Origin of the sequence: Sphingomonas profundi (assembly GCF_009739515.1) — a bacterium.
Classification (GTDB): domain Bacteria; phylum Pseudomonadota; class Alphaproteobacteria; order Sphingomonadales; family Sphingomonadaceae; genus Alterirhizorhabdus; species Alterirhizorhabdus profundi.
Genome location: NZ_CP046535.1, coordinates 888,917 through 910,123, shown reverse-complemented (window position 1 = coordinate 910,123; position 21,207 = coordinate 888,917). Strand labels below are relative to the sequence as shown.

The following is a 21,207-nucleotide window of genomic DNA, read 5'->3' as shown; positions in this document are numbered from 1 at the left end:
GCCGGCGCGGCGCTGGCGAACCGCTACCGCGCGAGTGCCGAATAGGCGCCGCCCGCGCTCATGAATGGCGGATCGGGGATGGTCGCGCGGCTCTCCTTAAGCATCAGCGACCAGCGGTTCGACAGGTCCGAGAAATAGGCATCGTCGCGCTCGATCCGCCGGCGCACCACCGGACGCCCCGCATCGGCCGGGATCACCACGATATCGAACGGCAGGCCCACCGACAGATCGGAGCGGATGGTCGAATCGAACGAGAGCAGGCCCACCTTCACCGCCTCGTCCAGCGGCGAGTCGTAATCCATCGCGCGATCAAGGATGGGCTTGCCATATTGCGTCGCGCCGATCTGGAGGAAGGGCGTGTCAGCGCAGCATTCGATGAAATTGCCGGCGTCGTAGATAAGATATAGCTTCAGCGCGCCGGCGGAGCCGTCCGCCGCCGCGATCCGCCCGCCGACGATCAGCGATATGCCGGATGCGACGCCCGCGCGCTGCAGCCCCGGCTTCAGTTCCAGCCCCGCCAGCCGCACCGCTTCCGAAATCAGCTGCGCCGCGCGAAACATCGTGGGCATGTGGGCCAGCTTGCGGGGATGCTCGTCGCCGGCGAACGGCGGCAGCCCCTCCTCCAGCTGGCCCAGCACATGCTGGGTGACGGAGAGGTTGCCCGCGCTCATGCAGAAGATCAGCCGGTCGTCGGCATCGGCCAGCACGTGCATCTTGCGATAGACGGAGATGTTGTCGATCCCGGCATTGGTGCGCGTGTCGGAGATCATGATCAGGCCGTCGCGCAACGCGATGCCGACGCAGTAGGTCATCCTCGCCCTCCATCCGCCCGCTTGCCGGGCGGTCCGTTCTTCACTGCATCTGCCCCTGCGACGTGCCGACGCGGACGCCGACCGCCAGTTCTTCCAGGCCGCCGCCGGTTCTAGTGCCGGAAAGCGGCGCCGCGCCACGAAAATCGAGCGCGGTCGCCACGCGCACATAGGTATCGTCCGGGCAGCGGCCGCAGCTGGGATCGAAGCCGATCCAGCCATAATCCTGCACGTGCGCCTCCGCCCACGCATGCGTCGCATCCTGCACCGCGGAGTCGTGGCCGGGCGTGAAGCGGTGGCCGGAGACGTAGCGCGCCGGCAGCCCCAGCGCCCGCGCGGCCGAGATGAACACGTGCGCCAGATCCTGCGGCGCGCCATGCCCGTCCGCGAATGTGGCGGCGGCATCGCGGGCGCCGGCGCGCGCACCGGGATCGAAGCGCAGCGTCTCGGCCAGCCGCTCGTTCAGGCGATGCGCCGTGGCCAGGCCGGAGCCGCCGGCCGCCGCGACCTCGCCCACGAAGGCGTCCAGCGCCGCGCTGCTGTTGGTGCAGGCGGTGCTCTGCAGGAACAGCATCGGCGGCAGCGGCTCCGGCGCGCCGCCCAGCATGCCGGCGCGATCCTCGGTCAGCACCTCGCCCGATACGCTGAGGCCGACATGGTCGATCGGCCCGTCGATATAGAGCATGTTCGTCTCGTTGCCGAAGCCGTCGCGGCCCGGGCGCAGGCGTGCGTTGCAGTCCACGTCGATGCGCCAGTCGATGATGTTCTGGCCCTCGTTGCTGGTCGGCGTCAGCCGCAGCAGCTGCACGATCCGGGCCTGCGGCTCGCTGAAGCGATAGTCGGTGCGGTGGTGGATGAACAGGCGCATCGGCGAACCGGCTCAGGCGAAGCGGAACTGGTGGCTGATCGCCTGATCGATCCGGCCGTTCTCGATGATGAAGGCGGAGAGATATTCGTGCAGCCCGCCACGCACGATCGATCCGATCGAGTTGCGGTTCATCGCATTCTGCCGCTGCCGCGCCAGCCGGTCCGCCTCGCCCTGCCGGCCGGTGCGCTTGCCGATCATGTTCAGCAGGTTCACCACCTCGTCGGTGGAGGCGGCGAGGGAGCGGGGCAGCTCGCGCCGCATGATCAGCAGGTCGGCCACCTGGCCGGGCCGCAGGCCGTCGCGATAGAGCAGGCGATAGGCGTTCACCGCCGATACCGTGTGCAGGATCGTCGTCCACTGGTCGCGATCGATCACGCCGCCCACCAGCTCGCCTTCCGGCAGCAGCAGGTGATATTTGACGTCGATCAGGCGGGATGTGTTGTCCGCCCGCTCGATCGCCGCGCCCAGCATCAGGAACCACGAGCTCTCGTTGCGCAGCATCCGGTGAACGGCGCCCTCGAAGCCGCGCGCCTCGGCCTTCAGCGTCTCCACCAGGGTCAGCGTGCCCGGCCCGCCGCTCACCGTCGAATAGTCGCGCAGGCCCAGCCACGCGCGATTGATCGCCTCCCACGCCTCGCGCGAGAGGGCGGTGCGCACCGCCCGCGCATTGCCGCGCGCCGCATCCAGGCAGGCGCGGATCGAGCTCGGATTGCTGCGGTCCAGGGTCAGGTAGCGGCTCACATTGGCCGGGCTGCGCTCCTCGCCGGAGGAGGTGAAGGCGTGGTTGGCGGCGGTGACGAGCAGCGCGCTCTCCCACGCGCCCTCGCCCGCCGGCCGCGGCGACAGCGAATCGAGCCGGATCGTCGCCTCGATCAGCCGCGCGGTGAACTCGGCCCGCTCGACATAGCGGCCGACCCAGTAGAGCGAGGCGGCGGTGCGCGAGAGCATCAGGCGATCCCCCGCGGCAGGCTCGAAAGGCTTTGCGACATACCTCCCATCGTCTGGGTCATGCCCTCTCCCATGGACTGGGACATGCCGCCCATCGCCTGTCGCATCACGTTCGCCAGGATCATGCTGTCCTTGGTGCCGCCGCCCTGGCTGGAATTGACCACCAGCGACCCCTCGCGCAGCGCCACGCGGGTAAGCCCGCCCGGCACGATCTGCACGCCGTTCGCGCCGGAGAGGATGAACGGACGGAAATCGACGTGGCGCGGGGCGACGCCCTGCTCGGTCAGGGTCGGCACGGTGGAGAGGGCGAGCGTCGGCTGCGCGATATAGCGGTGCGGCTCCGTCACCAGCGCCGCGCGGAACCGCTCCACCTCCGCCTTGGACGCCGTCGGGCCGACGAGCATGCCGTAGCCGCCCGATCCGTCGACCAGCTTCACGACCAGCTTCTCGAGATTGTCGAGCGTGTACTGCAGCGCCTGCGGCTCGCGGCAGCGATAGGTTTCCACGTTCGGCAGCCTGGCCTCGCTGCCCGAATAATATTTAACGATCTCCGGCATGTAGCTGTAGATCGCCTTGTCGTCCGCCACGCCCGTGCCGGGCGCGTTCACCAGCGTGACGTTGCCGGCCATGTAGGCGGCGATCAGGCCGGGCACGCCCAGCACCGAATCCGGGTTGAAGACCAGCGGATCGATATAGTCGTCGTCGATGCGGCGGTAGATCACGTCCACCCGCACCGGCCCCTCGATCGTGCGCATCCACACGATGTCGTCGTCGACATGCAGGTCCGCCGCCTCGACCAGCTCGACGCCCATCGAATCCGCCAGGAAGCTGTGCTCGTAGAACGCCGAGTTGAAGTGGCCCGGCGTCAGCACCACGCACACCGGGTTCGTCGTGGAGCTGCGCGGCGCGACCGAACGCAGCGTCTCGTGCAGCAGATCGGGATAGGTATCCACCGGCCGCACGGGGAACATCTCGAACAGTTCGGGGCACAGCCGCAGCATCGCCTCGCGATTCTCCAGCATGTACGAAACGCCGGAGGGCGTGCGGGCATTGTCCTCCAGCACGTAGAACTCGTCCGCGCCGGTGCGGACCAGATCGATGCCGCAGATATGCGCGAAGATGCCGTGCGGCGGCTGCGTGCCGGCCAGGTTCGGCTGGAACTGCGGGTTGTTCAGCACCAGCTCCGGCGGCACCACGCCGTCAGCGATGATCCGGCGCGGGCCATAGACGTCGGCCAGGAAGGCGTTGATCGCCTGCACCCGCTGCACCAGCCCTTCGGACAGGCCGGCCCATTCGCTGGCGGTGAAGATGCGCGGCACGATATCGAACGGGATGATCCGCTCGGACGATTCCTCCTCGCCGTAGACGGCGAAGGTGATGCCCAGCTGGCGGAACGCCGCCTCGGCCGCTTTCTGCCGCCGCTCCAGTTCGACGGACGGCGTCTCGGCGATCCATCGCCCCAGCGCCTCGAACTCCGGTCTGGCGGCATCCGATCCGCCGCTGCCCATGATCTCGTCGAAAGTGCCGTTCGCGCCCATGAACCCCCGTGCAGCCTTGGTGTCCGTCACATAGGAGACTGCAACGCATCAGGGCCGCGAACAAGGCCATCGCCGATAAAATAGGGAAAGAGGGATAATCGGCGGGCAAAGGACACGCGGCGCCCGCCGTCGCCCGGGTCGCTCAGGCGACCTGGGCGACGCCCACCTCGTCCGGATCGCGCAGCACATAGCCGCGGCCCCACACGGTCTCGATATAATTGTCGCCGCCGCAGGCCAGGCTCAGCTTCTTGCGCAGCTTGCAGATGAACACGTCGATGATCTTCAGTTCCGGCTCGTCCATGCCGCCGTAGAGATGATTGAGGAACATCTCCTTGGTCAGCGTGGTCGACTTGCGGAGCGAGAGCAGCTCCAGCATCGCATATTCCTTGCCGGTCAGGTGCACGCGGCTGCCATCGACTTCCACCGTCTTGGCATCCAGGTTCACCGCCAGCTTGCCGGTGCGGATCACCGACTGCGAATGGCCCTTCGAGCGGCGCACCACGGCGTGGATGCGGGCCACCAGCTCCTCGCGGTGGAACGGCTTGGTCACGTAATCGTCGGCGCCGAAGCCCAGCGCGCGCACCTTGCTGTCCATCTCGCCGATGCCGGAGAGGATCATCACCGGCGTCTGCACCTTGGCGGTGCGCAGCTTCTTCAGCACGTCGTAGCCGTGCATGTCCGGCAGGTTCAGGTCCAGGCAGATGATGTCGTAATCGTACAGCTTGCCCAGATCGAGGCCTTCCTCGCCCAGATCGGTCGTGTAGACGTTGAACCCTTCCGCGTTCAGCATCAGCTCGATGCTCTTGGCGGTGGTGGGCTCATCCTCGATCAGCAGCACGCGCATGTTGCAAACCCCCTGTCGCCGTAGCGCGGCCTCGGCCCGTCGCTGCGGAAGTCTTCATTAACCATCCGATCCATGAACGCAAAAGGTTAATGGCGGACTAACGGCTGCAAGGGCTCTGCCAGGTCAAGGCGCGATCCCCGCACCTGTAATAACGGACGGTTGCGACTATCTTTACCCTCAAACGAACATTTGAGGAGACGAACATGATCGATCGTCGGCCCTTCGCCAGCCTCGGCCACGCGGATCATGGCTGGCTGGATGCGCGGCACCATTTTTCCTTCGCCGATTATTACGATCCGGACCGGATGGGCTGGGGCTCCATCCGCGTGTGGAACGACGATGCGATCGCCGCCGGCGCCGGCTTCCCGCCGCATCAGCACCGCGACATGGAGATCGTCACCTATGTGCGCGAGGGCGCGATCACGCATCGCGACAGCATGGGCAATCACGGCCGCACCGCCGCCGGCGACGTGCAGGTGATGAGCGCGGGCAGCGGCGTCACCCATTCCGAACTCAACGCGGAGGGCGGGACGACCCGCCTGTTTCAGATCTGGCTCCAGCCGGCCGCCCGCGGCGGCGAGCCCGGCTGGGGGGCCAAGCCCTTCCCCAAGAGCGACCGCGCGGGCCGCTGGGTCACGCTCGCCAGCGGCTTCGCCGAGGATGCGGACGCGCTGCCGATCCGCACGCCGGCGCGCGTGCTGGGCGCGACGCTGAAGGCCGGCGACACGATCGAGCATGAGGTGATGGCCGGCCGCCACGCCTACCTCGTCCCCGCCACCGGCGCGCTGATGCTGAACGACGGCCGGGCGGAGGCCGGCGACGGCATCGCGGTGGGCGGCGGCACGCACATCGTGATGACCGCGATCGAAGACAGCGAGATCGTGCTGGTCGACGCGGCGTGAGGGACGTTGCGTCAATAGTTCTCCTGAATACAAGTTCAGGATGACGACCATCTAATAAAGAGTGCCGTCTACGTGTTTGACGGGCTACTCGCCAACCGAGTCCGGCACGCCGGTCTTGTACCGCCCGTTACAAGCCGTTCCGATCCTCAGCCGGCATCCTCCGCGCCGCGATATTTCAGCTCCAGGTAGCGGTTCTGCGTCGCCAGCCGGTCCAGGTCGCCGCGCGCCAGCTGCTCCGCCATGCGGGCGAGTTCGCTGTCCACCACCGTCAGCCCCTCGACCAGCTGGCGATCGGGGCTGAGGCCGCGGCTCTCGTCGCGGCGCAGGTGCGCCGGCACGCGCTGATAGCCGGAGACGAGCTCGGGCAGCTCCTCCGCCATCAGCTTGCGCAGCTCGGCCGCCGCCGGCACCGCCGGATCGAGCGTGGCGAGCTGCGGACCCAGCGCGTCCAGCCGCGCGCCAATGCCGTCCACCAGGCGGATCGCCGGCGCCGGCAGCGCCGGGCGCTGCCGCTCCAGCCACTCCTCGGTGCGCTGGGGCAGCTGCTTCAGATCGGTCTGCACCAGCGCCTGCGGCGTCGCCTCGGCCGCCGCCGGCCACAGCAGGATGGTGAGCGCCACCACCATCATCGCCACCATCGCCAGGAAGAAGCCGCCGATGCCGATCGGCACGAACATGCCGGTAACGGCGGCCGCCACCATCACGCCCAGCATCGCCAGCACGGCCAGCTTCACCCGCCGCACCAGCGCCGCCCAGCGCCGCCGCCGCGCACGCGCCGCGATGCCGGTGGATTCGGAGCGGACGCGGTTCAGCACCTCCTCCGCCCGTTCGATGGCGCGGCCCAGCTCCGCCATGTCAGCCCTCCAGCGGCTTCAGCATGTCGGACGCGCCGCCGCCCGCCTGCCCCTGCGCCGCCCCTTCCGCGCGGGCGATGTAGCCGCGCGATTTCTCCACCTCGCCGGTCAGCACCGTTACCGTCTGCTTCATCGAGGAGAGGGCCTCCACCTTGAAGCGATCGATGCTGTCCATCGTGTCGTAGATGTTCTGGAAGGCGCGCTGCAGCGTCTCGATCGGTATCGTCGATCCGGCCGCCTGCTGGTGGATCGTCGCCGTCTGCGATTTAAGCAGCTCGCCGGTGGAATCGATCATGTTCGCGGTGGTGGTGTTCAGCGCGGTGATCTGCTGCAGCACCAGTTTCTGGTTGGTCATCGCCTGCGCCACCGTCACCGCCGTGCGCAGCGCGGCGACGGTGGTGGTGCTGGCACGATCGACGCCCTTCACCAGCTCCACATTGTTTTTCTTGACGAGGTCCAGCGCCAGATAGCCCTGCACCGTCACCGCCATCTGGGTCAGCAGGTCGGTCGATCGCTGGCGGATGTAGAACAGCGCGCTCTCGCGCACCGCCTTGGCCTTGGCCGGATCGGCCGAGTCCAGCTCCAGCGCCTTGGCCTCCAGCCGCTCGTCCAGCGCCTTGGAGACGTGGATCATCTGCTCCAGCCGCTGCATCGCGGCCCACATGTTCTGCCGCTCCACGTCGATCGCGGCATTGTCCTTGATCAGTTCGTCCTTGCCGCTCGCCAGCCGGGCGAGGATCGAGGAGATGTGGGTCTGCGCGGATTTGTAGCCGTCGAAATAGTCGCGCATCTTGTTGCCGAACGGCAGGATGCCGAAGATCTTCCTGGGCGCCAGCAGATTGCCCTGCTTGCCGGGGTCCAGATCCTCGATCGTGCGGCGCAGCTCCGCCAGATCGGTGCCGACGCCGCTCTCCGGGTCCATCGCCTTCACCGGCTTGTCGAGGAAGCGGTTGGAGAAGCCGGCGGCCTCGGCGATCTCCTTGCGGCCCATGTTGGTCAGCTGGTCCACGCGCTTGCCGAACTCGGGGCTGTTCACGTCCTGCGCGACGAGATCCTCGACGAAGCCGTCGGCCTTCTCGTCCAGCTTAGATCGCTGTTCGTCCCGCAGCGGCACCAACCCGGCGGCGGCGCTGGGGGCGACGACCTTCACCGGCTCGGGCGGGGTCAGCACCAGATCGGTCTCGGTCTTGGTCGTCGCCATGCACTCGGTCTCCTGCGGGGCCGGCGTTCAAGATGGAGGGATATGATGGCGGGTTCAAGGACGCTTCATGTCCCGCGCGCGCACGCCTATATGGCTGGCGTGACCAGTCGCCTCGTCCTCGCCTGCCTGCTCGCGATCGCCGCCGCGCCCGCCGCCGCCGCCACCCCGGCGATCGGCGAGGACGAGATGCCCACGCCCGATCCCTCGCCGGCGGCGGCCGATCCGTCGCCATGGCCGCGCGGCGACGCCGCCGCCGCCGGCATGGAGGAGATGGTGCAGGACCAGCAGCGCGCGATCCGCGATGCCCTGCCCGACGCCCGTCGCGGCGACGATCCCGCCGGCCCGCCGGCCAATGAGCGGCTGCTGCGCACCCTGCGCAAGGTGGGCGGAGATTCCGTGGTGCTGCGCGTGTTCAGGCTGCCGCTGGATCGCTGACGCCCGCGATTGCGCTGCACGCAATCGCAGGATGCGTTTCCGTTCGTGCATCCGACTCGCCACCTGCTATGGCGTCCGTTCATGACCGCCGCCGAAACCGCGCTGCTTCTGGCTCGCGCCCAGTTCGCCTTCACCGTCTCCTTCCACTTCCTGTTCCCCTCCTTCTCGATCGGGCTCGCCAGCTTCCTGGCGGTGCTCGAAGGGCTGTGGCTGAAGACGGGGAAGGACCATTATCTCGATCTCTTCCGCTACTGGCTGAAGATCTTCGCGCTGGCCTTCGCGATGGGCGTCGTCTCGGGCATCGTCATGTCCTACCAGTTCGGCACCAACTGGTCGGTCTACTCGGATCGTGCCGGCCCCATCGTCGGGCCGTTGATGGCCTATGAGGTTTTGACCGCCTTCTTCCTGGAAGCGGGCTTCCTGGGCGTAATGCTGTTCGGCATGCAGAAGGTAGGGCGCGGCCTGCACTTCGCCGCCACCTGCATGGTGGCGCTGGGCACCTTCATTTCCGCCTTCTGGATCCTCAGCGTCAACAGCTGGATGCAGACGCCGGTGGGCTTCGCCACGAACGCCGTCGGCCAGTTCGTGCCGGCGCACGGCTGGCTGGAGATCATCTTCAACCCCAGCTTCCCCTATCGCCTGGTCCATACCGTGATCGCCGCCTACCTCACCACGGCGCTGGCCGTGGGCGGCGTCGGCGCGTGGCACCTGCTGCACGGCCGCAAGACGGCGCAGGTACGCACCATGTTCTCGATGGCGATGTGGATGGCCGCGCTGGTCGCGCCGGTCCAGATCCTCGCCGGCGACGAGCACGGCCTCAACACGCTGGCGCATCAGCCCGCCAAGGTGATGGCGATGGAGGGCCATTTCCGCAGCCACCCGCATGGCGCGCCGCTGATCCTGTTCGGCCTGCCGGACAGCGCGGCCGAGACGGTGCGCTACGCGATCGAGATACCGAAGCTCTCCTCGCTGATCCTGAAGCATGATCCGAACGCGCCGCTGGCCGGGCTGGAGACGATCCCCAAGCGGGACCGGCCGCCCGTCGCCATCGTGTTCTGGTCGTTCCGCATCATGGTGGGCATCGGCTTCGCCATGCTCGGCCTCGGCCTGCTCAGCCTGCTCGCGCGGGTGCGCGGCCGCCTCTACGACTGGCCGTGGCTGCACCGGCTGGCGCTGGTGATGGGGCCGTCCGGCTTCGTCGCCGTGATCGCCGGCTGGGTGACGACGGAGGTCGGCCGCCAGCCATGGGTGATCTACGGCGTGATGCGCACCAGCGAGGCGGTGTCGCCCATCGCCACCCCCGGCGTCACCGGATCGCTGATGGCCTTCGTGATCGTCTACTTCGCGGTGTTCGCCGCCGGCACGCTCTACATATTGAAGCTGATGGCGCACGCGCCCAAGCCGCAGGAGAGCGATCCCGCACGCGCGCCGATCCGCTCGGCCGGCATCACCCCCGCCCCCGCGCAGGCGAGCGGCGCCGGCGTGGCGGAGGAGCATCGCTGATGGAGTGCCACGCCAGGGAGCCGACGCCATGGACCTGACCGTCGTCTGGGCCGCGATCATCGCCTTCGCCGTTGCCGCCTATGTGGTGCTGGACGGGTTCGATCTCGGCATCGGCATCCTCTTTCCCGCCTTCCGCGTGGGCGGCGAGCGGGACAGCGCGATGAACGCGATCGCGCCGGTGTGGGACGGCAACGAGACGTGGCTGGTGCTGGGCGGCGGCGGGCTGATGGCGGCCTTTCCGCTCGCCTACGCGATCATCCTGCCGGCGCTCTACACGCCGCTGATCGCGATGCTGCTCGGCCTCGTCTTCCGCGGCGTGGCGTTCGAGTTCCGCTGGCGCGATCCGTCGCACCGCGCCGGGTGGGATGCGGGCTTCTGCGCCGGATCGGTGATCGCCACCTTCGCCCAGGGGATCACGCTGGGCGCGCTGCTGCAGGGCATCAGCGTGAAGGGCCGCGCCTATGCCGGCGGCTGGTGGGACTGGCTGACGCCGTTCAGCCTGCTCACCGGCTTCAGCCTGCTGGCCGGCTACGCCCTGCTCGGCGCCGGCTTCCTCATCTGGCGCACCGAGGGGCGGGTGCATCGCGATGCGCGGCGGCTGGCCCGCTTCCTCGCGCCGGCGATGCTCGTCTCGCTGGGCCTCGTCAGCCTCTACACGCCGTTCCTCGAAGGCCAGTATTGGCACCGCTGGTTCGTCTGGCCGGGGCTGCTCGTCACCGTGCCGATGCCGCTGCTCGTGGCCGGCGCCGCGCTGATGCTGTGGCGCGCCATCGCCCGCGGCCACGATGCCGCGCCGTTCGTGTGGACGCTGGCGATCTTCGGCCTCGCCCTCGCCGGCCTCGCCGTATCGATCTGGCCGGATGTGATCCCCGGCCGCGTCACCATCTGGCAGGCGGCGTCGCCGCCGGTTAGTCAGGCATTCATGCTGGTCGGCGCATCGATCCTCGTGCCGGTCATCCTGGGCTACACCGCCTGGGCCTACTGGGTGTTCCGCGGCAAGGTGAGCGACGGAGGCTATCATTAAGGGTCTGCTGCTAGGCAAGGCGCGGCGCCACCGGATCGGGCGGCAGCTCGGCTGGTTCGTCGCCATCTGGGCGGCGAGCGTGGCGACCCTGTTCGTCGTGGCGACGCTGATACGCCTGGTGACGGCATCTTGAGGGGGAGTGCGGCGGTGAAACGTAGTCGATTGGTCGCGATGCTGCTGCCGGTGGCGCCGCTGCTGCTGGGCGGCTGCGTGCGCACGGCGGCGAGCATCGTGACCTTCCCGGTCAAGGCCGCCAGCCAGGGCGTCGACTGGGCGACGACCAGCCAGGACGAGGCCGACCGCAACTACGGCCGCAAGATCCGCAAGCAGGAAGCCCGCGAAGGCCGCGAGGCAAAAAAGCGCGCCCGCGAGGATGCGGAGCGTGAGCGAGAGGCACGGCGGCGGTACCGGGATTGAGAGCGGTGGCGAGAGGATAGTGGCAGCATCCGCCCCACTTGCGGACATTCAACACCTACGTAACAACGAGGCATGATCGCCCTACTGCCCCGCTGCTATGCACCCGTTCGCTTCATACCGCTTGCGGCTCTGTGTGTCATGGCGGCCTGCGCTCCCGGCGTTGACGCGGTCGCTGGCCAGCAGGGAAATATGACGCTTGAAGCGCTGCTCGAAGAAGACAGTGCAGCTTCAAGGCCACTAGACGAGCCCAACCGCCCGGACCCATCATTTCGAGGCTCCACTGCACCGTCTTTCAAGATACTCGACGAGTTGGAAGCAAGCATTGTAATGCCGAGGGATGCGTACCCACTTGCCACATATGATCGCGAATACACGTTCAACACCCTTGGAAGCCGAATAATAGTTGAGGGTGGCTTCAAAGCAATAAAGAGAGGTGCAAACTCTGGAGTGAGAAGGAGTGTGCCCTTAAGTCGGTTTGAGGGTAACCCCGCCGATGGCGGATGTGGCTTTGTCGATGTGTATTATGACCCCGCCCAAAAGAAGTTCATACACGTAAGTTGCGGCGGCCTAAGCTAGCGGAACGGCAGCTAACCACCAATTCCCGCCCCGCTCACCCGAACCGCACCGCCGCATAGCGCGCCGCATCCACGCCGCCCGCAATCGCCGGCATCCCCTCCCCAAGCAGCAGCGCCGCCGCCATCGCCGCCGCCGCCGGCGCCGTCTGGATGCCGAAACCGCCCTGGCCGGCGCACCAGAAGAAGCCGGGCGTCAGCCTGTCGAAGCCATAGACGGGCGCGCGATCGGGGGCGAAGCTGCGCAGGCCGGCCCAGGCCCGCTCCTTCGCCACGATCCGCCATGAGACGAGCGTCTCCAGCCGGGCGATCGCCAGCGCCACGTCGATCTCCTCGGGTGCCACGTCGCCGGGCGGCACGGCCGTCTCGTCGTGCGGCGTCAGCCAGATGCGGCCGCCGGCCTCCGGCTTCACGTAGAAGCGGCCGGACACGTCCTTCACCAGCGGCAGATCCGCCGCCGCCGGCGGATCGACCGCCAGCTGCACCACCGTGCGCCGGTAGGGCTTGATCGGAATCGGCGTGGCGCCCGCCATCGCCGCCACCGGCGTGGCCCAGGCGCCGGCCGCGTTCACCAGCAGCGCCGCCGAGACCGTGCCCGCCTTCGTCTCGATCGACCAGCCGCCGCCCCGCCCCGTGGCCGCCCGCGCGATCGCCCCCACCGGCGCGTCGCAGAGCAGGCGCACGCCGGCCCGCCGCGCCGCCGCCAGATAGTGCGCGTGCAGCGCCGCCACGTCGATGTCGCAGGTGCTCGGCTCGGCCAGCGCCGCATCCCAGCCGGGGCGCAGGCCGGGCACGATCGCCGCCAGCGCCGCCCGGTCGCGCCGCTCCAGCACCACGCCGCTGCCGGCGAAGGCCGCCGCCATCCGGTCGAGCGCGGCGGCGCCGCCGGCATCGGCGATGTGCAGCGCGCCGCGCGGCCGCAGGAAGCCGGCCTCGTGCAGCCACGGGCCGGAGGCGCTGGTCAGCGGCTGCACCGCCGGGCCGCCATAGGTCTCGCTCCAGAAGGCGGCGGAGCGGCCGGTGGCGTGGTAGCCGGGCTGCGCCTCGCCCTCGATCAGCACCACCGACGCGCGGCCGCCGATCGCCGCCGCCAGGCTCGCGCCGCCCATGCCGGCGCCGACGATGGCGATGTCCGCGCGGATCATCGCGCCGGGGCCTGCGCGGCCAGAAAGGCGTCGATCGCGGCGAACGCCTCCAGTCGCGGCCCGTCCGCCTCGCGCAGCAGCTCATGCGCGCCGTCGATCATGCGCAGCGTCGCGTGCGGCAGGCGGGCGGTGGCGGCGCGGATCGCGGCGGCGCTCACCAGCCGGTCGCGATCCGTGGCGATCAGCAGCACCGGCGGCGTCACCCGCTCGAGCACGCCCGGCGCCGCGAGCCGCGCGATCGATCGCAGCGCCGCCGCCACCCAGCCCCAGTCCGGCGGGCCGAGCGACAGGTCCGGCTGCGTCTCCTTCCACCACGTCTCGTCGGCGTAGCGATCGGCGCATCCGGTGAGGTTGGCCTGCCGCACCAGCATCTCGCGCGTGCCCCACAGCGGCCGCCCGGCCTGCCCCAGCGCCACGGCCATGCGCGCGACGCCACGCGCGATCGCGGGAGAGAGGGGCGCATGCCGCAGCCCCAGCATCGGCGACACCAGCACCGCCGCCGCCACCGGCACCGCCTGCTCCGCCAGCAGCCGCAGCACCAGATGGCCGCCCATCGAATGGCCGATCAGCACGTGCGGCGGCGGGCTCTCGGCGATCCAGCGCGCGGCGAAGCCGGCCACGTCCGCCAGCATCGCATCCAGCGCGGCGGCCGCCGCCGGCGCCGATCCCGCCCCGCGCGATCCGCCCTGGCCGCGCCAGTCGAACCCGGCGATCGTCCAGCCGCGCCGGTGCCAGTGGCCGAACGCCTCCAGATACTTCTCCAGGAAGTCACCCCGCCCGGTCTGGAACAGGATGCTGCCGCGCGGCTCGCCCTCGGCCGGCCAGTCGAACGCGCGCAGGGGCCAGCCGTCATGGCCCGCCGCCCCGGCCAGCCGCATGCCCGCCGGCCGGGTTCGACGATCGTCCAATGACTCCATGGTTGCTGGTTACGGTTTAGCAAGTGCGAACGTCTAGTCCTGCCGGCCATGCTCTCCTGGCCGATCGCGGCGCTTGCCGCCCTCCTCTCGCTGCTGCTGCTGGCCGCCGCCTATACGGATCTGCGCAGCCGCACGATCGCCAACCCGCTCAACGCCGCCATCGCCCTGCTCGCGCCGCTGTGGTGGTGGGCGCACGGCCTGCCGCTGTGGCCGGATGTCGCGTGGCAGATCGGGCTGGCGCTGATGGTGTTCGCGCTGTTCGCCGGCGCCTTCGCGCTCGGCATGATGGGCGGCGGCGACGTGAAGATGATCGGCGCGCTCGCCCTCTGGCTTCCGCCGTACGGCCTCGCCCGCATGCTCGTGGTGATGGCGCTGGCCGGCGGCGTGCTCACCTTGCTGATGCTGGCCGCGCACCGCCTGCGCAAACGCGAGGGCCAGCCGGAGATCCCCTACGGCCTCGCGATCGCCGCCGCCGGCCTGTGGGTAATCGCGAACGATATCTTAACCAGTTCCGGTCACTAACGGACGCAATCTCTAGGCAGGTTTTTGGGGGGCGATCGTCGCCATGGATGGAAAAAGGCTTGCGCTGCTGGTCGGTGCGCTACTTCTCGCCGGGGTATCCGCCTTCCTGGCGCGATCGATGATGATGGGCGAGGGCGCGCCGACGGCCAGCGCCGCGCAGGTGCCGACCGGGCCGGAGGTGCTGGTCGCCATCCGCGCGCTGCCGGTGGGCACGATCATCGGGCCGGAGGCGCTGCGCTTCCAGCCGTGGCCCAAGGATCTGGTGGAGAACGCCTATTACACGCGCGGCGCGATCGATCCCGCCTCGCTGAACGGCGCGGTCGTCCGCTCGGAGGTCACGGCCGGCCAGCCGCTCACGATGGGTGCGCTGGTGAAGCCCGGCGATCGCGGCTTCCTGGCCGCCGCGCTCGGCCCGGGGATGCGCGCCGTGACGGTGCCGGTCTCCGCGCAAAGCGGCGTCGCCGGCTTCGTCTTCCCCGGTGATCGCATCGATCTGGTGCTCACCCAGCAGGTTTCCGGCGGCGGCGACGGCCCGCCGCTGAAGACCAGCGAGACGATCATCCGCAACATGCGCGTCCTCGCCGCCGATCAGCGCACCGACAACCAGGTGGGCGAGGACGGCAAGACGCAGCCGATCCCGGTCTCCACCGTCACGCTGGAGGCGACGCCCAAGATCGCCGAGAAGATCGCCGTCGCGCAGACGATCGGCACGCTCTCGCTCTCGCTGCGCTCGATCGCCGACAACACGGCGGAGCTGGAACGCGCCATCGCCTCGGGGGAGGTCACGGTGCCGCAGAATGCCGATCCGCGCGCGGAAAAGCAGATGCTGCTCCAGATCGCGTCGCGCCCGATCGATACGGACACCACCTTCACCGTGGGCGCCGATGTGTCGCGCTTCCAGCGCCGCACCGTGCCGGCCAAGCCCGTGTCGGCCATCGGCGGGCTGCCCGGCGGGCCGCTGCCGCAGGTGGCCGGCGGCGCCGTTCCGGTCGTGAAGGCGCTCGGTCCGGTCGTCGTCGTCGCGCGCGGCAACAATGTCACCGAAGTGCCGGTGGGGGGGAAGTAAGATGCGCTTCAAGACTTTGCTGAAGCACGGCGCCGTGGGCACCGCGCTCGCCGCAGGGCTCGCCCTCGGCCTCGCCGCCGCCCTGCCGCTGCCGGCGCTCGCCGCACCCATGGCCAGCCAGCCGACGGACTCGGTCACGCTCTCGGTCGGTCGCGGCCAGGTCGTCCGCCTGCCCACGCCGATGAGCAACCTGTTCGTGGCGGACGAGAAGGTCGCCGACGTGCAGGTCCGCTCGCCCACCCAACTCTACATCTTCGGCAAGGGCGGCGGCGAGACCACCGTCTACGCCACTAACAAGGCCGGGCAGACGGTCTATTCCGCCAACATCCGCGTCGGCGCCAATTACGGCACGATCGGATCGATGCTGCAGATGGCGATGCCGGAAGCCTCGATCACGGCGACGCCGATGAACGGCCTCGTCCTGCTCACCGGCACCGTTGCCTCGCCGGGCGACGTGGAGGAGGCGCAGCAGCTGGTGCAGGCCTTCGTCGGCAAGGAGACGCAGGTCGTCAGCCGCATCCGCACCGCCACGCCGCTGCAGGTGAACCTGCACGTCAAAATCGCCGAGGTGAGCCGCGAGCTTTCCAAGGAGATCGGCGTAAACCTGCTCACCCGCGACACCACCGGCGGCTTCCAGTTCAACATCGCCCAGGGGCGCGGCTTCGGCGGCATCGGCACGGCCGATATCAGCACTCTGCCCAAGCTCGACGCCTCCAGCATCTTCGGCCTGCCGACCGGATCGATCAGCCTGCCGTTCGATCCGAAGAGCGGCCAGTTCCTCACCTCCGGCGGCACCTCGTTCGACTTCAGCAAGCTCGGCATCGGCGCCGGCAAGACGGCGCTCGGCATCGCCGGCCGCCTGTTCGGCGTGGACGTGGCCTCCGCGCTCGATCTGGCGGAGGCGGACGGCCTCGTCACCACCCTGGCCGAACCGAACCTGACGGCGCTTTCCGGCGAGACGGCGAGCTTCCTGGCCGGCGGCGAGGTGCCGATCCCGATCAGCCAGGCGCTGGGCACCGTCTCCGTCGAATATAAGCAATATGGCGTCAGCTTGGCCTTCACGCCGACGGTGCTGGCGGACGGCCGAATCTCCATGCGGGTGCGGCCGGAAGTGTCGGAACTCTCCACCGCCGGCGCCGTGACGCTGAACGGCTTCAGCATCCCGGGCTTCACCACCCGCCGCGCGGAAACGACGATCGAGCTCGGCTCCGGCCAGGCGTTCATGATCGGCGGCCTGCTGCGCAACAGCCACACCAACGCGATCGACAAGGCCCCCTTCCTCGGCGATCTGCCGATCCTGGGCGCGCTGTTCCGCTCCTCCAGCTTCCGCCGCAACGAGACGGAACTGGTGATCGTGGTGACGCCCTATCTGGTGAAGCCGGTCAACGCGAACCAGATCGCGCTGCCGACCGACGGCTACCGCGCCGCCACCGATTTCCAGCGCGTGGTCGGCGGCCAGAGCTTCGACGGCAAGTCCGGTGCCACCCGGCCGGTGCCCACCATGGCGCCGCCAGTCACCGCCACCACCCTGCCGCCCGTCGCCGATGCCGCGCCGGCGCCGCGCGGGCGGAAGGCCAAGGGCGCCAGCGCCGCCCCCGGCTTCTCCTTCTAAGGACAAGAGCGCAGTCATGGAGACCATCAGCATGCGACGCCTCCCCACCCTGGCGCTGCTCGCGCTCGCCCTCGCCCCGGCGCTGGGCGGCTGCGGGCCGGTGAATCGCGGCCTCTCCTCGGTCAACCAGCCGGTCGTCAGCCGCACCGATTACGTGCTCGACGTCTCGGGCGACGCGCTCCGCTCCGGCTCCACGGCGGAGGCGGCGCGGATCGACGCCTGGTTCCAGGCGCTGCGGCTCGGCTACGGCGATCGCGTCTCGATCGACGATCCCACCCGCTCGGCCGACGAGGGTGTGCGCGATGCGGTGTCCGGCGTACTCGCCCGCCACGGCCTGCTCTTGAGCGAGGCGACGCCGGTGACGGCGGGGGAGATTGCCCCCGGCAGCGTCCGCGTGGTCGTCAGCCGCAGCATCGCGACGGTGCCGGATTGCCCGAACTGGAGCCGCTCCTCGCAGCCCGAGTTCGCCGGCTCGACGATGTCGAACTATGGCTGCGCGACGAACACCAACCTCGCCGCGATGGTCGCCAATCCCGAGGATCTGGTGCGCGGCGCCAGCGCCGAGGGCAACGATCCGCGCTCGGTCAACAAGGCGATCCGCGCCTACCGCGACACGCCGAGCACCGCCATCTCCGGCCTGAAAACCGAATCCACGAAGAACGGAAACTGATGAACGCGCCCTTCAACCCCCGTGGCTCCGCCGCGCTGCGTGAGCCGTTCGCCGCCTTCGTCTGCGACGAGGCAACCGCCGATCTGCTGAAGCCGGTCGTCTCGGAACTCGGCTGGGCGCAGGAACGGATCGGCAAGGGCGGCCTGCGCAACGCAGTGCAGACGCTCTCCGTCTCCGCCAGCCCCAACATCCTGTTCGTCGATCTGTCCGAGAGCGGCGATCCGCTGAACGACATCAACGCGCTGGCCGAAGTGTGCGAGCCCGGCACCGTGGTGATCGCCGCCGGCCAGGTGAACGACGTGCGGCTCTACCGCGATCTCGTCGCCAGCGGCATCCAGGATTATCTGCTGAAGCCGTTCAGCGTCGATCAGATGCGCGACGCGCTGGCGCACGCCCAGATGACGATCGCCGGCCCGCGCATCGCCGAGGCCACGCCGGACCGACCGCACCTGACCACGGCGGTGATCGGCGTGCGTGGCGGCGTGGGCGCATCGTCGATCGCCTCCTCGATCGCGTGGCTGTTCGGCGAAAAGGGCCACCGCTCCACCGCCCTGCTCGATCTCGACGTGCATTTCGGCACCGGCGCGCTCTCGCTGGATCTGGAGCCCGGCCGCGGCCTGACCGACGCGATCGAGAATCCCAGCCGCATCGACGGCCTGTTCATCGAGCGGGCGATGGTGAAGGCGAACGAGCGTCTCGCCGTGCTCTCCGCCGAGGCGCCGATCAACCAGCCGCTGACCAGCGACGGCGCCGCCTTCTTCCAGCTGCAGGAGGAGATGCGCGCCGCCTTCGAGTGCACCGTCATCGATCTGCCGCGCAACATGCTGATCCAGCACCCGCACCTGCTCAACGAGGTGCAGACGGCGGTGGTCGTGACCGAGTTCACCCTCGCCGCGACGCGCGACGCGATCCGCATCCTATCCTGGCTGAAGGCGAATGCGCCGCAGACCAAGGTGATGGTCGTCGCCAACCGGGTGCCGCCGCCCGGCGTGTCTGAGATCAGCCAGAAGGATTTCGAGACCTCGATCGAGCGCAAGGTCGATCTCATCCTGCCGCTGGACCAGAAGCTGGCGGCGCAATCCGCCAAGCTGGGCAAGCCGCTGGCCGAGGTGGCGCGCGCCGGCAAGATCGGCCCGCTGCTCGGCGGTCTCGCCGCGCGGCTGATCGCCAGCGTCGACAGCGGCGATGCGGGCGCGGCCGGCGGCAAGACCTCCCTGCTCGGCAAGCTCGGCGATTTCCGCAACCGCCTGCCGCGCCGGAAGGCGAAGCAGGCCTGATGTCCCTCATCCGGCGGGAGCGGCGCTGATGACCGGCATGATGCCCTTCTTGCTCATGATGGCGTGCATGTTCGGCGTGCTCGCGATGGGCGTGTTCGCCTTCACCGGCCCGTCCACCGGCAAGGCGCAGTCGCGCCGGCTGGACGCGGTGAAGGAGCGCCATGGCGAGGGCGCGGTGGTGGCCGCGCAGATGCGCCGCATCGTGGCCGCGCGCGAGACGAAGCTCGATCTCGCCTTCACCCAGCTGCTGCCGAACCCGGCGGTGCTGAGCAAGCGCATCGCCATGACCGGCAAGGAATGGACGCTCGGCCAGTATCTGCTGGCCAACATCGCGCTGACCGTCGTCGTGGCGCTCGCCATCGTGGTGAAGGGCGCGCCGATTCCGCTCGCGGCGCTGGGCGGGCTCTTCGTCGGTATCGGCCTGCCGCACATGGTGATCGGCCATCTCATCAAGAAGCGGGTCAAGCAGTTCAACGCCAAGTTTCCCGACGCCATCGAGCTGCTGGTGCGCGGTCTGCGCTCCGGCCTGCCGATCTCCGAGACGCTCGGCGTGGTCGGCGGCGAGGTGCCCGGGCCGGTCGGCGTCGAGTTCCGCACCGTCACCGACAAGATGAAGATCGGCCGGACGATGGAGGCGGCGCTCCAGGATACCGCCGATCGGCTCGGCACGCCCGAGTTCCAGTTCTTCGTCATCACCCTCGCCATCCAGCGCGAAACGGGCGGCAATCTGGCGGAGACCCTCTCCAACTTGGCCGACGTGCTGCGCAAGCGCGCGCAGATGAAGCTGAAGATCGCGGCGATGTCCTCCGAGTCCAAGGCGTCGGCCTACATCATCGGCGTGCTGCCGTTCATGGTGTTCGGCTCGATCCTCTACATCAACCCAGATTACATGATGAAGTTCTTCGAGGATGAGCGGCTGATCGTCACCGGCCTCGGCGGCCTCGTGTGGATGGGCATCGGCGCGTTCGTGATGCGCCAGATGATCAACTTCGAGATTTGAGGAGGATCGCATGATCGCCACCGCAGGCGGCCCGAAGATCCTGGGCGTCGACATCTTCAGCGCCGCCACCCTGTTCATGGCGATCGCGCTGGCCGCGCTGCTGGTCGCGGTCTACGCCGCCACCACCGTGCGCAACCCGATGGCCAAGCGCGTGAAGGCGCTGAACGACCGGCGCGAGCAGCTGAAGGCCGGCATCACCGCCTCCACCAACAAGCGCCGCGCCAAGCTCGGCCAGAGCACCGAGACGGCGGACTTCCTCCGCTCTTTCCTGCAATCGCTGAAGGTGCTGCAGGATTCGCAGCTCAAGGAAGCGCAGATCAAGCTCGCCCAGGCGGGCATCCGCTCCAAGGACTGGGCGCTCGCGGTGATCTTCGGCCGCATGGTGCTGCCGATCGTGTTCGGCGGCACCATGGTGGTCGGCGTCTACATGCTCGGCTGGTTCGGGGACTGGACGCCGCTGAAGAAGTTCGGGCTCGTCGCGGGCTCGCTGCTGCTCAGCTACAAGGCGCCGGACATCTTCCTCAAGAACAAGATCGACAAGCGCTCGAAGGAGATCCGCAAGGGCCTGCCGGACGCGCTGGACCTGCTGGTGATCTGCGCCGAGGCGGGCCTGACGGTGGATGCCGCCTTCCACCGCGTCGCCCGCGAGCTCGGCCGCGCCTATCCGGAGCTCGGCGACGAGTTCGGCCTCACCGCGATCGAGCTCGGCTTCCTCACCGATCGCCGCTCCGCCTTTGAGAATCTCGCCCAGCGCGTGGCGCTCGATTCCGTGCGCGGCGTGGTGACGACGATGATCCAGACGGAGAAATACGGCACCCCGCTCGCCTCCGCCCTTCGCGTCCTCTCGGCCGAGTTCCGCAACGAGCGGATGATGCGCGCCGAGGAAAAGGCCGCACGGCTGCCCGCGATCATGACGGTGCCGCTGATCTGCTTCATCCTGCCGGTGCTGTTCATCGTCATCCTCGGCCCGGCCGCCTGCTCCATCTCGGACAATTTCGTCGGCAAGTGACGGTTTCGCGCGCTTCGCACGACGCGTCGGCCTGGCGCGGCGGAACCTCGAACGAGTTCAGGATGACAATCTAG

Annotated in this window: 23 protein-coding genes; 14 read left to right on the top strand and 9 right to left on the bottom strand. The window is 69.0% G+C overall.

The window, feature by feature from the left end:
* Positions 1–23: 23 nt before the first annotated feature.
* The 5 genes from GNT64_RS04155 to ctrA all read right to left on the bottom strand — a co-directional run bounded on the left by GNT64_RS04155 (position 24) and on the right by ctrA (position 5,007).
* Positions 24–812: a proteasome-type protease gene (locus GNT64_RS04155; RefSeq protein WP_156678365.1), complete on the bottom strand. Its 789-nt coding sequence runs from the start codon at positions 810–812 to the stop codon at positions 24–26.
* 40 nt (positions 813–852) lie between these two features.
* Entirely contained in the window at positions 853–1,677 is an 825-nt protein-coding gene (locus GNT64_RS04150) for a transglutaminase family protein (RefSeq protein WP_156678364.1), read from the bottom strand.
* Positions 1,678–1,689: 12 nt separating this feature from the next.
* Positions 1,690–2,625, bottom strand: a complete 936-nt coding sequence (locus tag GNT64_RS04145) for an alpha-E domain-containing protein (protein WP_156678363.1) — start codon at positions 2,623–2,625, stop codon at positions 1,690–1,692.
* On the bottom strand, positions 2,625–4,163 hold the full coding sequence (locus GNT64_RS04140) for a circularly permuted type 2 ATP-grasp protein (RefSeq protein WP_156681415.1): 1,539 nt from the start codon (positions 4,161–4,163) through the stop codon (positions 2,625–2,627). Before GNT64_RS04140 ends, GNT64_RS04145 begins: the two co-directional genes overlap by 1 nt.
* 142 nt (positions 4,164–4,305) lie before the next feature.
* Entirely contained in the window at positions 4,306–5,007 is a 702-nt protein-coding gene (gene ctrA / locus GNT64_RS04135) for a response regulator transcription factor CtrA (RefSeq protein WP_156678362.1), read from the bottom strand.
* A 203-nt stretch (positions 5,008–5,210) separates the two neighbouring features.
* Between ctrA and GNT64_RS04130 the strand changes: the two genes are divergently transcribed.
* Positions 5,211–5,909: a pirin family protein gene (locus tag GNT64_RS04130; protein WP_156678361.1), complete on the top strand. Its 699-nt coding sequence runs from the start codon at positions 5,211–5,213 to the stop codon at positions 5,907–5,909.
* Positions 5,910–6,055: 146 nt separating this feature from the next.
* Here GNT64_RS04130 and GNT64_RS04125 read toward each other — a convergent pair whose 3' ends face one another.
* Both GNT64_RS04125 and GNT64_RS04120 read right to left on the bottom strand, forming a co-directional pair.
* On the bottom strand, positions 6,056–6,763 hold the full coding sequence (locus GNT64_RS04125) for a hypothetical protein (protein WP_156678360.1): 708 nt from the start codon (positions 6,761–6,763) through the stop codon (positions 6,056–6,058).
* A gap of 1 nt (position 6,764) precedes the next feature.
* Positions 6,765–7,964, bottom strand: a complete 1,200-nt coding sequence (locus tag GNT64_RS04120; RefSeq protein ID WP_156678359.1) for a toxic anion resistance protein — start codon at positions 7,962–7,964, stop codon at positions 6,765–6,767.
* A gap of 99 nt (positions 7,965–8,063) precedes the next feature.
* On the opposite strand from GNT64_RS04120, the gene GNT64_RS04115 reads away from it, so the two are divergent.
* The 6 genes from GNT64_RS04115 to GNT64_RS04090 all read left to right on the top strand — a co-directional run bounded on the left by GNT64_RS04115 (position 8,064) and on the right by GNT64_RS04090 (position 11,919).
* Positions 8,064–8,399: a hypothetical protein gene (locus tag GNT64_RS04115; RefSeq protein WP_156678358.1), complete on the top strand. Its 336-nt coding sequence runs from the start codon at positions 8,064–8,066 to the stop codon at positions 8,397–8,399.
* Between the two features lie 81 nt (positions 8,400–8,480).
* Positions 8,481–9,902: a cytochrome ubiquinol oxidase subunit I gene (locus tag GNT64_RS04110; RefSeq protein ID WP_156678357.1), complete on the top strand. Its 1,422-nt coding sequence runs from the start codon at positions 8,481–8,483 to the stop codon at positions 9,900–9,902.
* A 28-nt stretch (positions 9,903–9,930) separates the two neighbouring features.
* Complete coding sequence (cydB, locus tag GNT64_RS04105; protein ID WP_156678356.1) at positions 9,931–10,926, top strand: cytochrome d ubiquinol oxidase subunit II; 996 nt, start codon at positions 9,931–9,933, stop codon at positions 10,924–10,926.
* Positions 10,919–11,059: a DUF2474 family protein gene (locus tag GNT64_RS21780; RefSeq protein WP_338420418.1), complete on the top strand. Its 141-nt coding sequence runs from the start codon at positions 10,919–10,921 to the stop codon at positions 11,057–11,059. Before cydB ends, GNT64_RS21780 begins: the two co-directional genes overlap by 8 nt.
* A 38-nt stretch (positions 11,060–11,097) precedes the next feature.
* Positions 11,098–11,343 carry a hypothetical protein gene (locus tag GNT64_RS04095; protein WP_156678355.1) on the top strand — a complete coding sequence of 82 codons (246 nt, stop codon included), beginning with the start codon at positions 11,098–11,100 and terminating at the stop codon, positions 11,341–11,343.
* 72 nt (positions 11,344–11,415) lie between these two features.
* The gene (locus GNT64_RS04090) at positions 11,416–11,919 is read left to right on the top strand and encodes a hypothetical protein (RefSeq protein WP_156678354.1); all 504 of its coding nucleotides are present in this window, start codon (positions 11,416–11,418) and stop codon (positions 11,917–11,919) included.
* 34 nt (positions 11,920–11,953) lie between these two features.
* On the opposite strand, the gene GNT64_RS04085 is transcribed toward GNT64_RS04090, so the two are convergent.
* A complete protein-coding gene (locus GNT64_RS04085; RefSeq protein WP_156678353.1) occupies positions 11,954–13,060 on the bottom strand; it encodes an NAD(P)/FAD-dependent oxidoreductase in 1,107 nt (368 codons plus the stop codon).
* Positions 13,057–13,977, bottom strand: a complete 921-nt coding sequence (locus GNT64_RS04080) for an alpha/beta hydrolase (RefSeq protein ID WP_156678352.1) — start codon at positions 13,975–13,977, stop codon at positions 13,057–13,059. Before GNT64_RS04080 ends, GNT64_RS04085 begins: the two co-directional genes overlap by 4 nt.
* A 48-nt stretch (positions 13,978–14,025) precedes the next feature.
* Between GNT64_RS04080 and GNT64_RS04075 the strand changes: the two genes are divergently transcribed.
* Genes GNT64_RS04075 through GNT64_RS04045 form a run of 7 tightly spaced genes read left to right on the top strand, consistent with a single transcriptional unit; the run spans position 14,026 to position 21,133 of the window.
* Positions 14,026–14,499, top strand: coding sequence for an A24 family peptidase (locus tag GNT64_RS04075; RefSeq protein ID WP_156678351.1), 474 nt, complete (start codon positions 14,026–14,028; stop codon positions 14,497–14,499).
* Between the two features lie 43 nt (positions 14,500–14,542).
* Complete coding sequence (cpaB, locus tag GNT64_RS04070; RefSeq protein ID WP_156678350.1) at positions 14,543–15,565, top strand: Flp pilus assembly protein CpaB; 1,023 nt, start codon at positions 14,543–14,545, stop codon at positions 15,563–15,565.
* Position 15,566: 1 nt separating this feature from the next.
* Complete coding sequence (locus GNT64_RS04065) at positions 15,567–17,177, top strand: type II and III secretion system protein family protein (RefSeq protein ID WP_156678349.1); 1,611 nt, start codon at positions 15,567–15,569, stop codon at positions 17,175–17,177.
* A 31-nt stretch (positions 17,178–17,208) separates the two neighbouring features.
* Positions 17,209–17,847 carry a CpaD family pilus assembly protein gene (locus GNT64_RS04060; protein WP_197277278.1) on the top strand — a complete coding sequence of 213 codons (639 nt, stop codon included), beginning with the start codon at positions 17,209–17,211 and terminating at the stop codon, positions 17,845–17,847.
* A complete protein-coding gene (locus tag GNT64_RS04055; RefSeq protein WP_156678347.1) occupies positions 17,847–19,124 on the top strand; it encodes a pilus assembly protein CpaE in 1,278 nt (425 codons plus the stop codon). Before GNT64_RS04060 ends, GNT64_RS04055 begins: the two co-directional genes overlap by 1 nt.
* 37 nt (positions 19,125–19,161) lie before the next feature.
* Positions 19,162–20,124 (top strand): type II secretion system F family protein, encoded by a 963-nt coding sequence (locus GNT64_RS04050; protein WP_422396630.1) that lies wholly within the window; start codon positions 19,162–19,164, stop codon positions 20,122–20,124.
* A 10-nt stretch (positions 20,125–20,134) separates the two neighbouring features.
* On the top strand, positions 20,135–21,133 hold the full coding sequence (locus GNT64_RS04045; RefSeq protein ID WP_197277277.1) for a type II secretion system F family protein: 999 nt from the start codon (positions 20,135–20,137) through the stop codon (positions 21,131–21,133).
* Positions 21,134–21,207: the final 74 nt, after the last annotated feature.

Bases quoted from the DNA above. Each gene is read 5' to 3' on its own strand.
- GNT64_RS04155 (WP_156678365.1), bottom strand. From the start codon at position 812: ATGACCTACTGCGTCGGCATCGCGTTGCGCGACGGCCTGATCATGATC.
- GNT64_RS04150 (WP_156678364.1), bottom strand. From the start codon at position 1,677: ATGCGCCTGTTCATCCACCACCGCACCGACTATCGCTTCAGCGAGCCG.
- GNT64_RS04145 (WP_156678363.1), bottom strand. From the start codon at position 2,625: ATGCTCTCGCGCACCGCCGCCTCGCTCTACTGGGTCGGCCGCTATGTC.
- GNT64_RS04140 (WP_156681415.1), bottom strand. From the start codon at position 4,163: ATGGGCGCGAACGGCACTTTCGACGAGATCATGGGCAGCGGCGGATCG.
- ctrA (WP_156678362.1), bottom strand. From the start codon at position 5,007: ATGCGCGTGCTGCTGATCGAGGATGAGCCCACCACCGCCAAGAGCATC.
- GNT64_RS04130 (WP_156678361.1), top strand. From the start codon at position 5,211: ATGATCGATCGTCGGCCCTTCGCCAGCCTCGGCCACGCGGATCATGGC.
- GNT64_RS04125 (WP_156678360.1), bottom strand. From the start codon at position 6,763: ATGGCGGAGCTGGGCCGCGCCATCGAACGGGCGGAGGAGGTGCTGAAC.
- GNT64_RS04120 (WP_156678359.1), bottom strand. From the start codon at position 7,964: ATGGCGACGACCAAGACCGAGACCGATCTGGTGCTGACCCCGCCCGAG.
- GNT64_RS04110 (WP_156678357.1), top strand. From the start codon at position 8,481: ATGACCGCCGCCGAAACCGCGCTGCTTCTGGCTCGCGCCCAGTTCGCC.
- cydB (WP_156678356.1), top strand. From the start codon at position 9,931: ATGGACCTGACCGTCGTCTGGGCCGCGATCATCGCCTTCGCCGTTGCC.
- GNT64_RS04095 (WP_156678355.1), top strand. From the start codon at position 11,098: ATGCTGCTGCCGGTGGCGCCGCTGCTGCTGGGCGGCTGCGTGCGCACG.
- GNT64_RS04090 (WP_156678354.1), top strand. From the start codon at position 11,416: ATGATCGCCCTACTGCCCCGCTGCTATGCACCCGTTCGCTTCATACCG.
- GNT64_RS04085 (WP_156678353.1), bottom strand. From the start codon at position 13,060: ATGATCCGCGCGGACATCGCCATCGTCGGCGCCGGCATGGGCGGCGCG.
- GNT64_RS04080 (WP_156678352.1), bottom strand. From the start codon at position 13,977: ATGGAGTCATTGGACGATCGTCGAACCCGGCCGGCGGGCATGCGGCTG.
- GNT64_RS04075 (WP_156678351.1), top strand. From the start codon at position 14,026: ATGCTCTCCTGGCCGATCGCGGCGCTTGCCGCCCTCCTCTCGCTGCTG.
- cpaB (WP_156678350.1), top strand. From the start codon at position 14,543: ATGGATGGAAAAAGGCTTGCGCTGCTGGTCGGTGCGCTACTTCTCGCC.
- GNT64_RS04065 (WP_156678349.1), top strand. From the start codon at position 15,567: ATGCGCTTCAAGACTTTGCTGAAGCACGGCGCCGTGGGCACCGCGCTC.
- GNT64_RS04060 (WP_197277278.1), top strand. From the start codon at position 17,209: ATGCGACGCCTCCCCACCCTGGCGCTGCTCGCGCTCGCCCTCGCCCCG.
- GNT64_RS04055 (WP_156678347.1), top strand. From the start codon at position 17,847: ATGAACGCGCCCTTCAACCCCCGTGGCTCCGCCGCGCTGCGTGAGCCG.
- GNT64_RS04050 (WP_422396630.1), top strand. From the start codon at position 19,162: ATGATGCCCTTCTTGCTCATGATGGCGTGCATGTTCGGCGTGCTCGCG.
- GNT64_RS04045 (WP_197277277.1), top strand. From the start codon at position 20,135: ATGATCGCCACCGCAGGCGGCCCGAAGATCCTGGGCGTCGACATCTTC.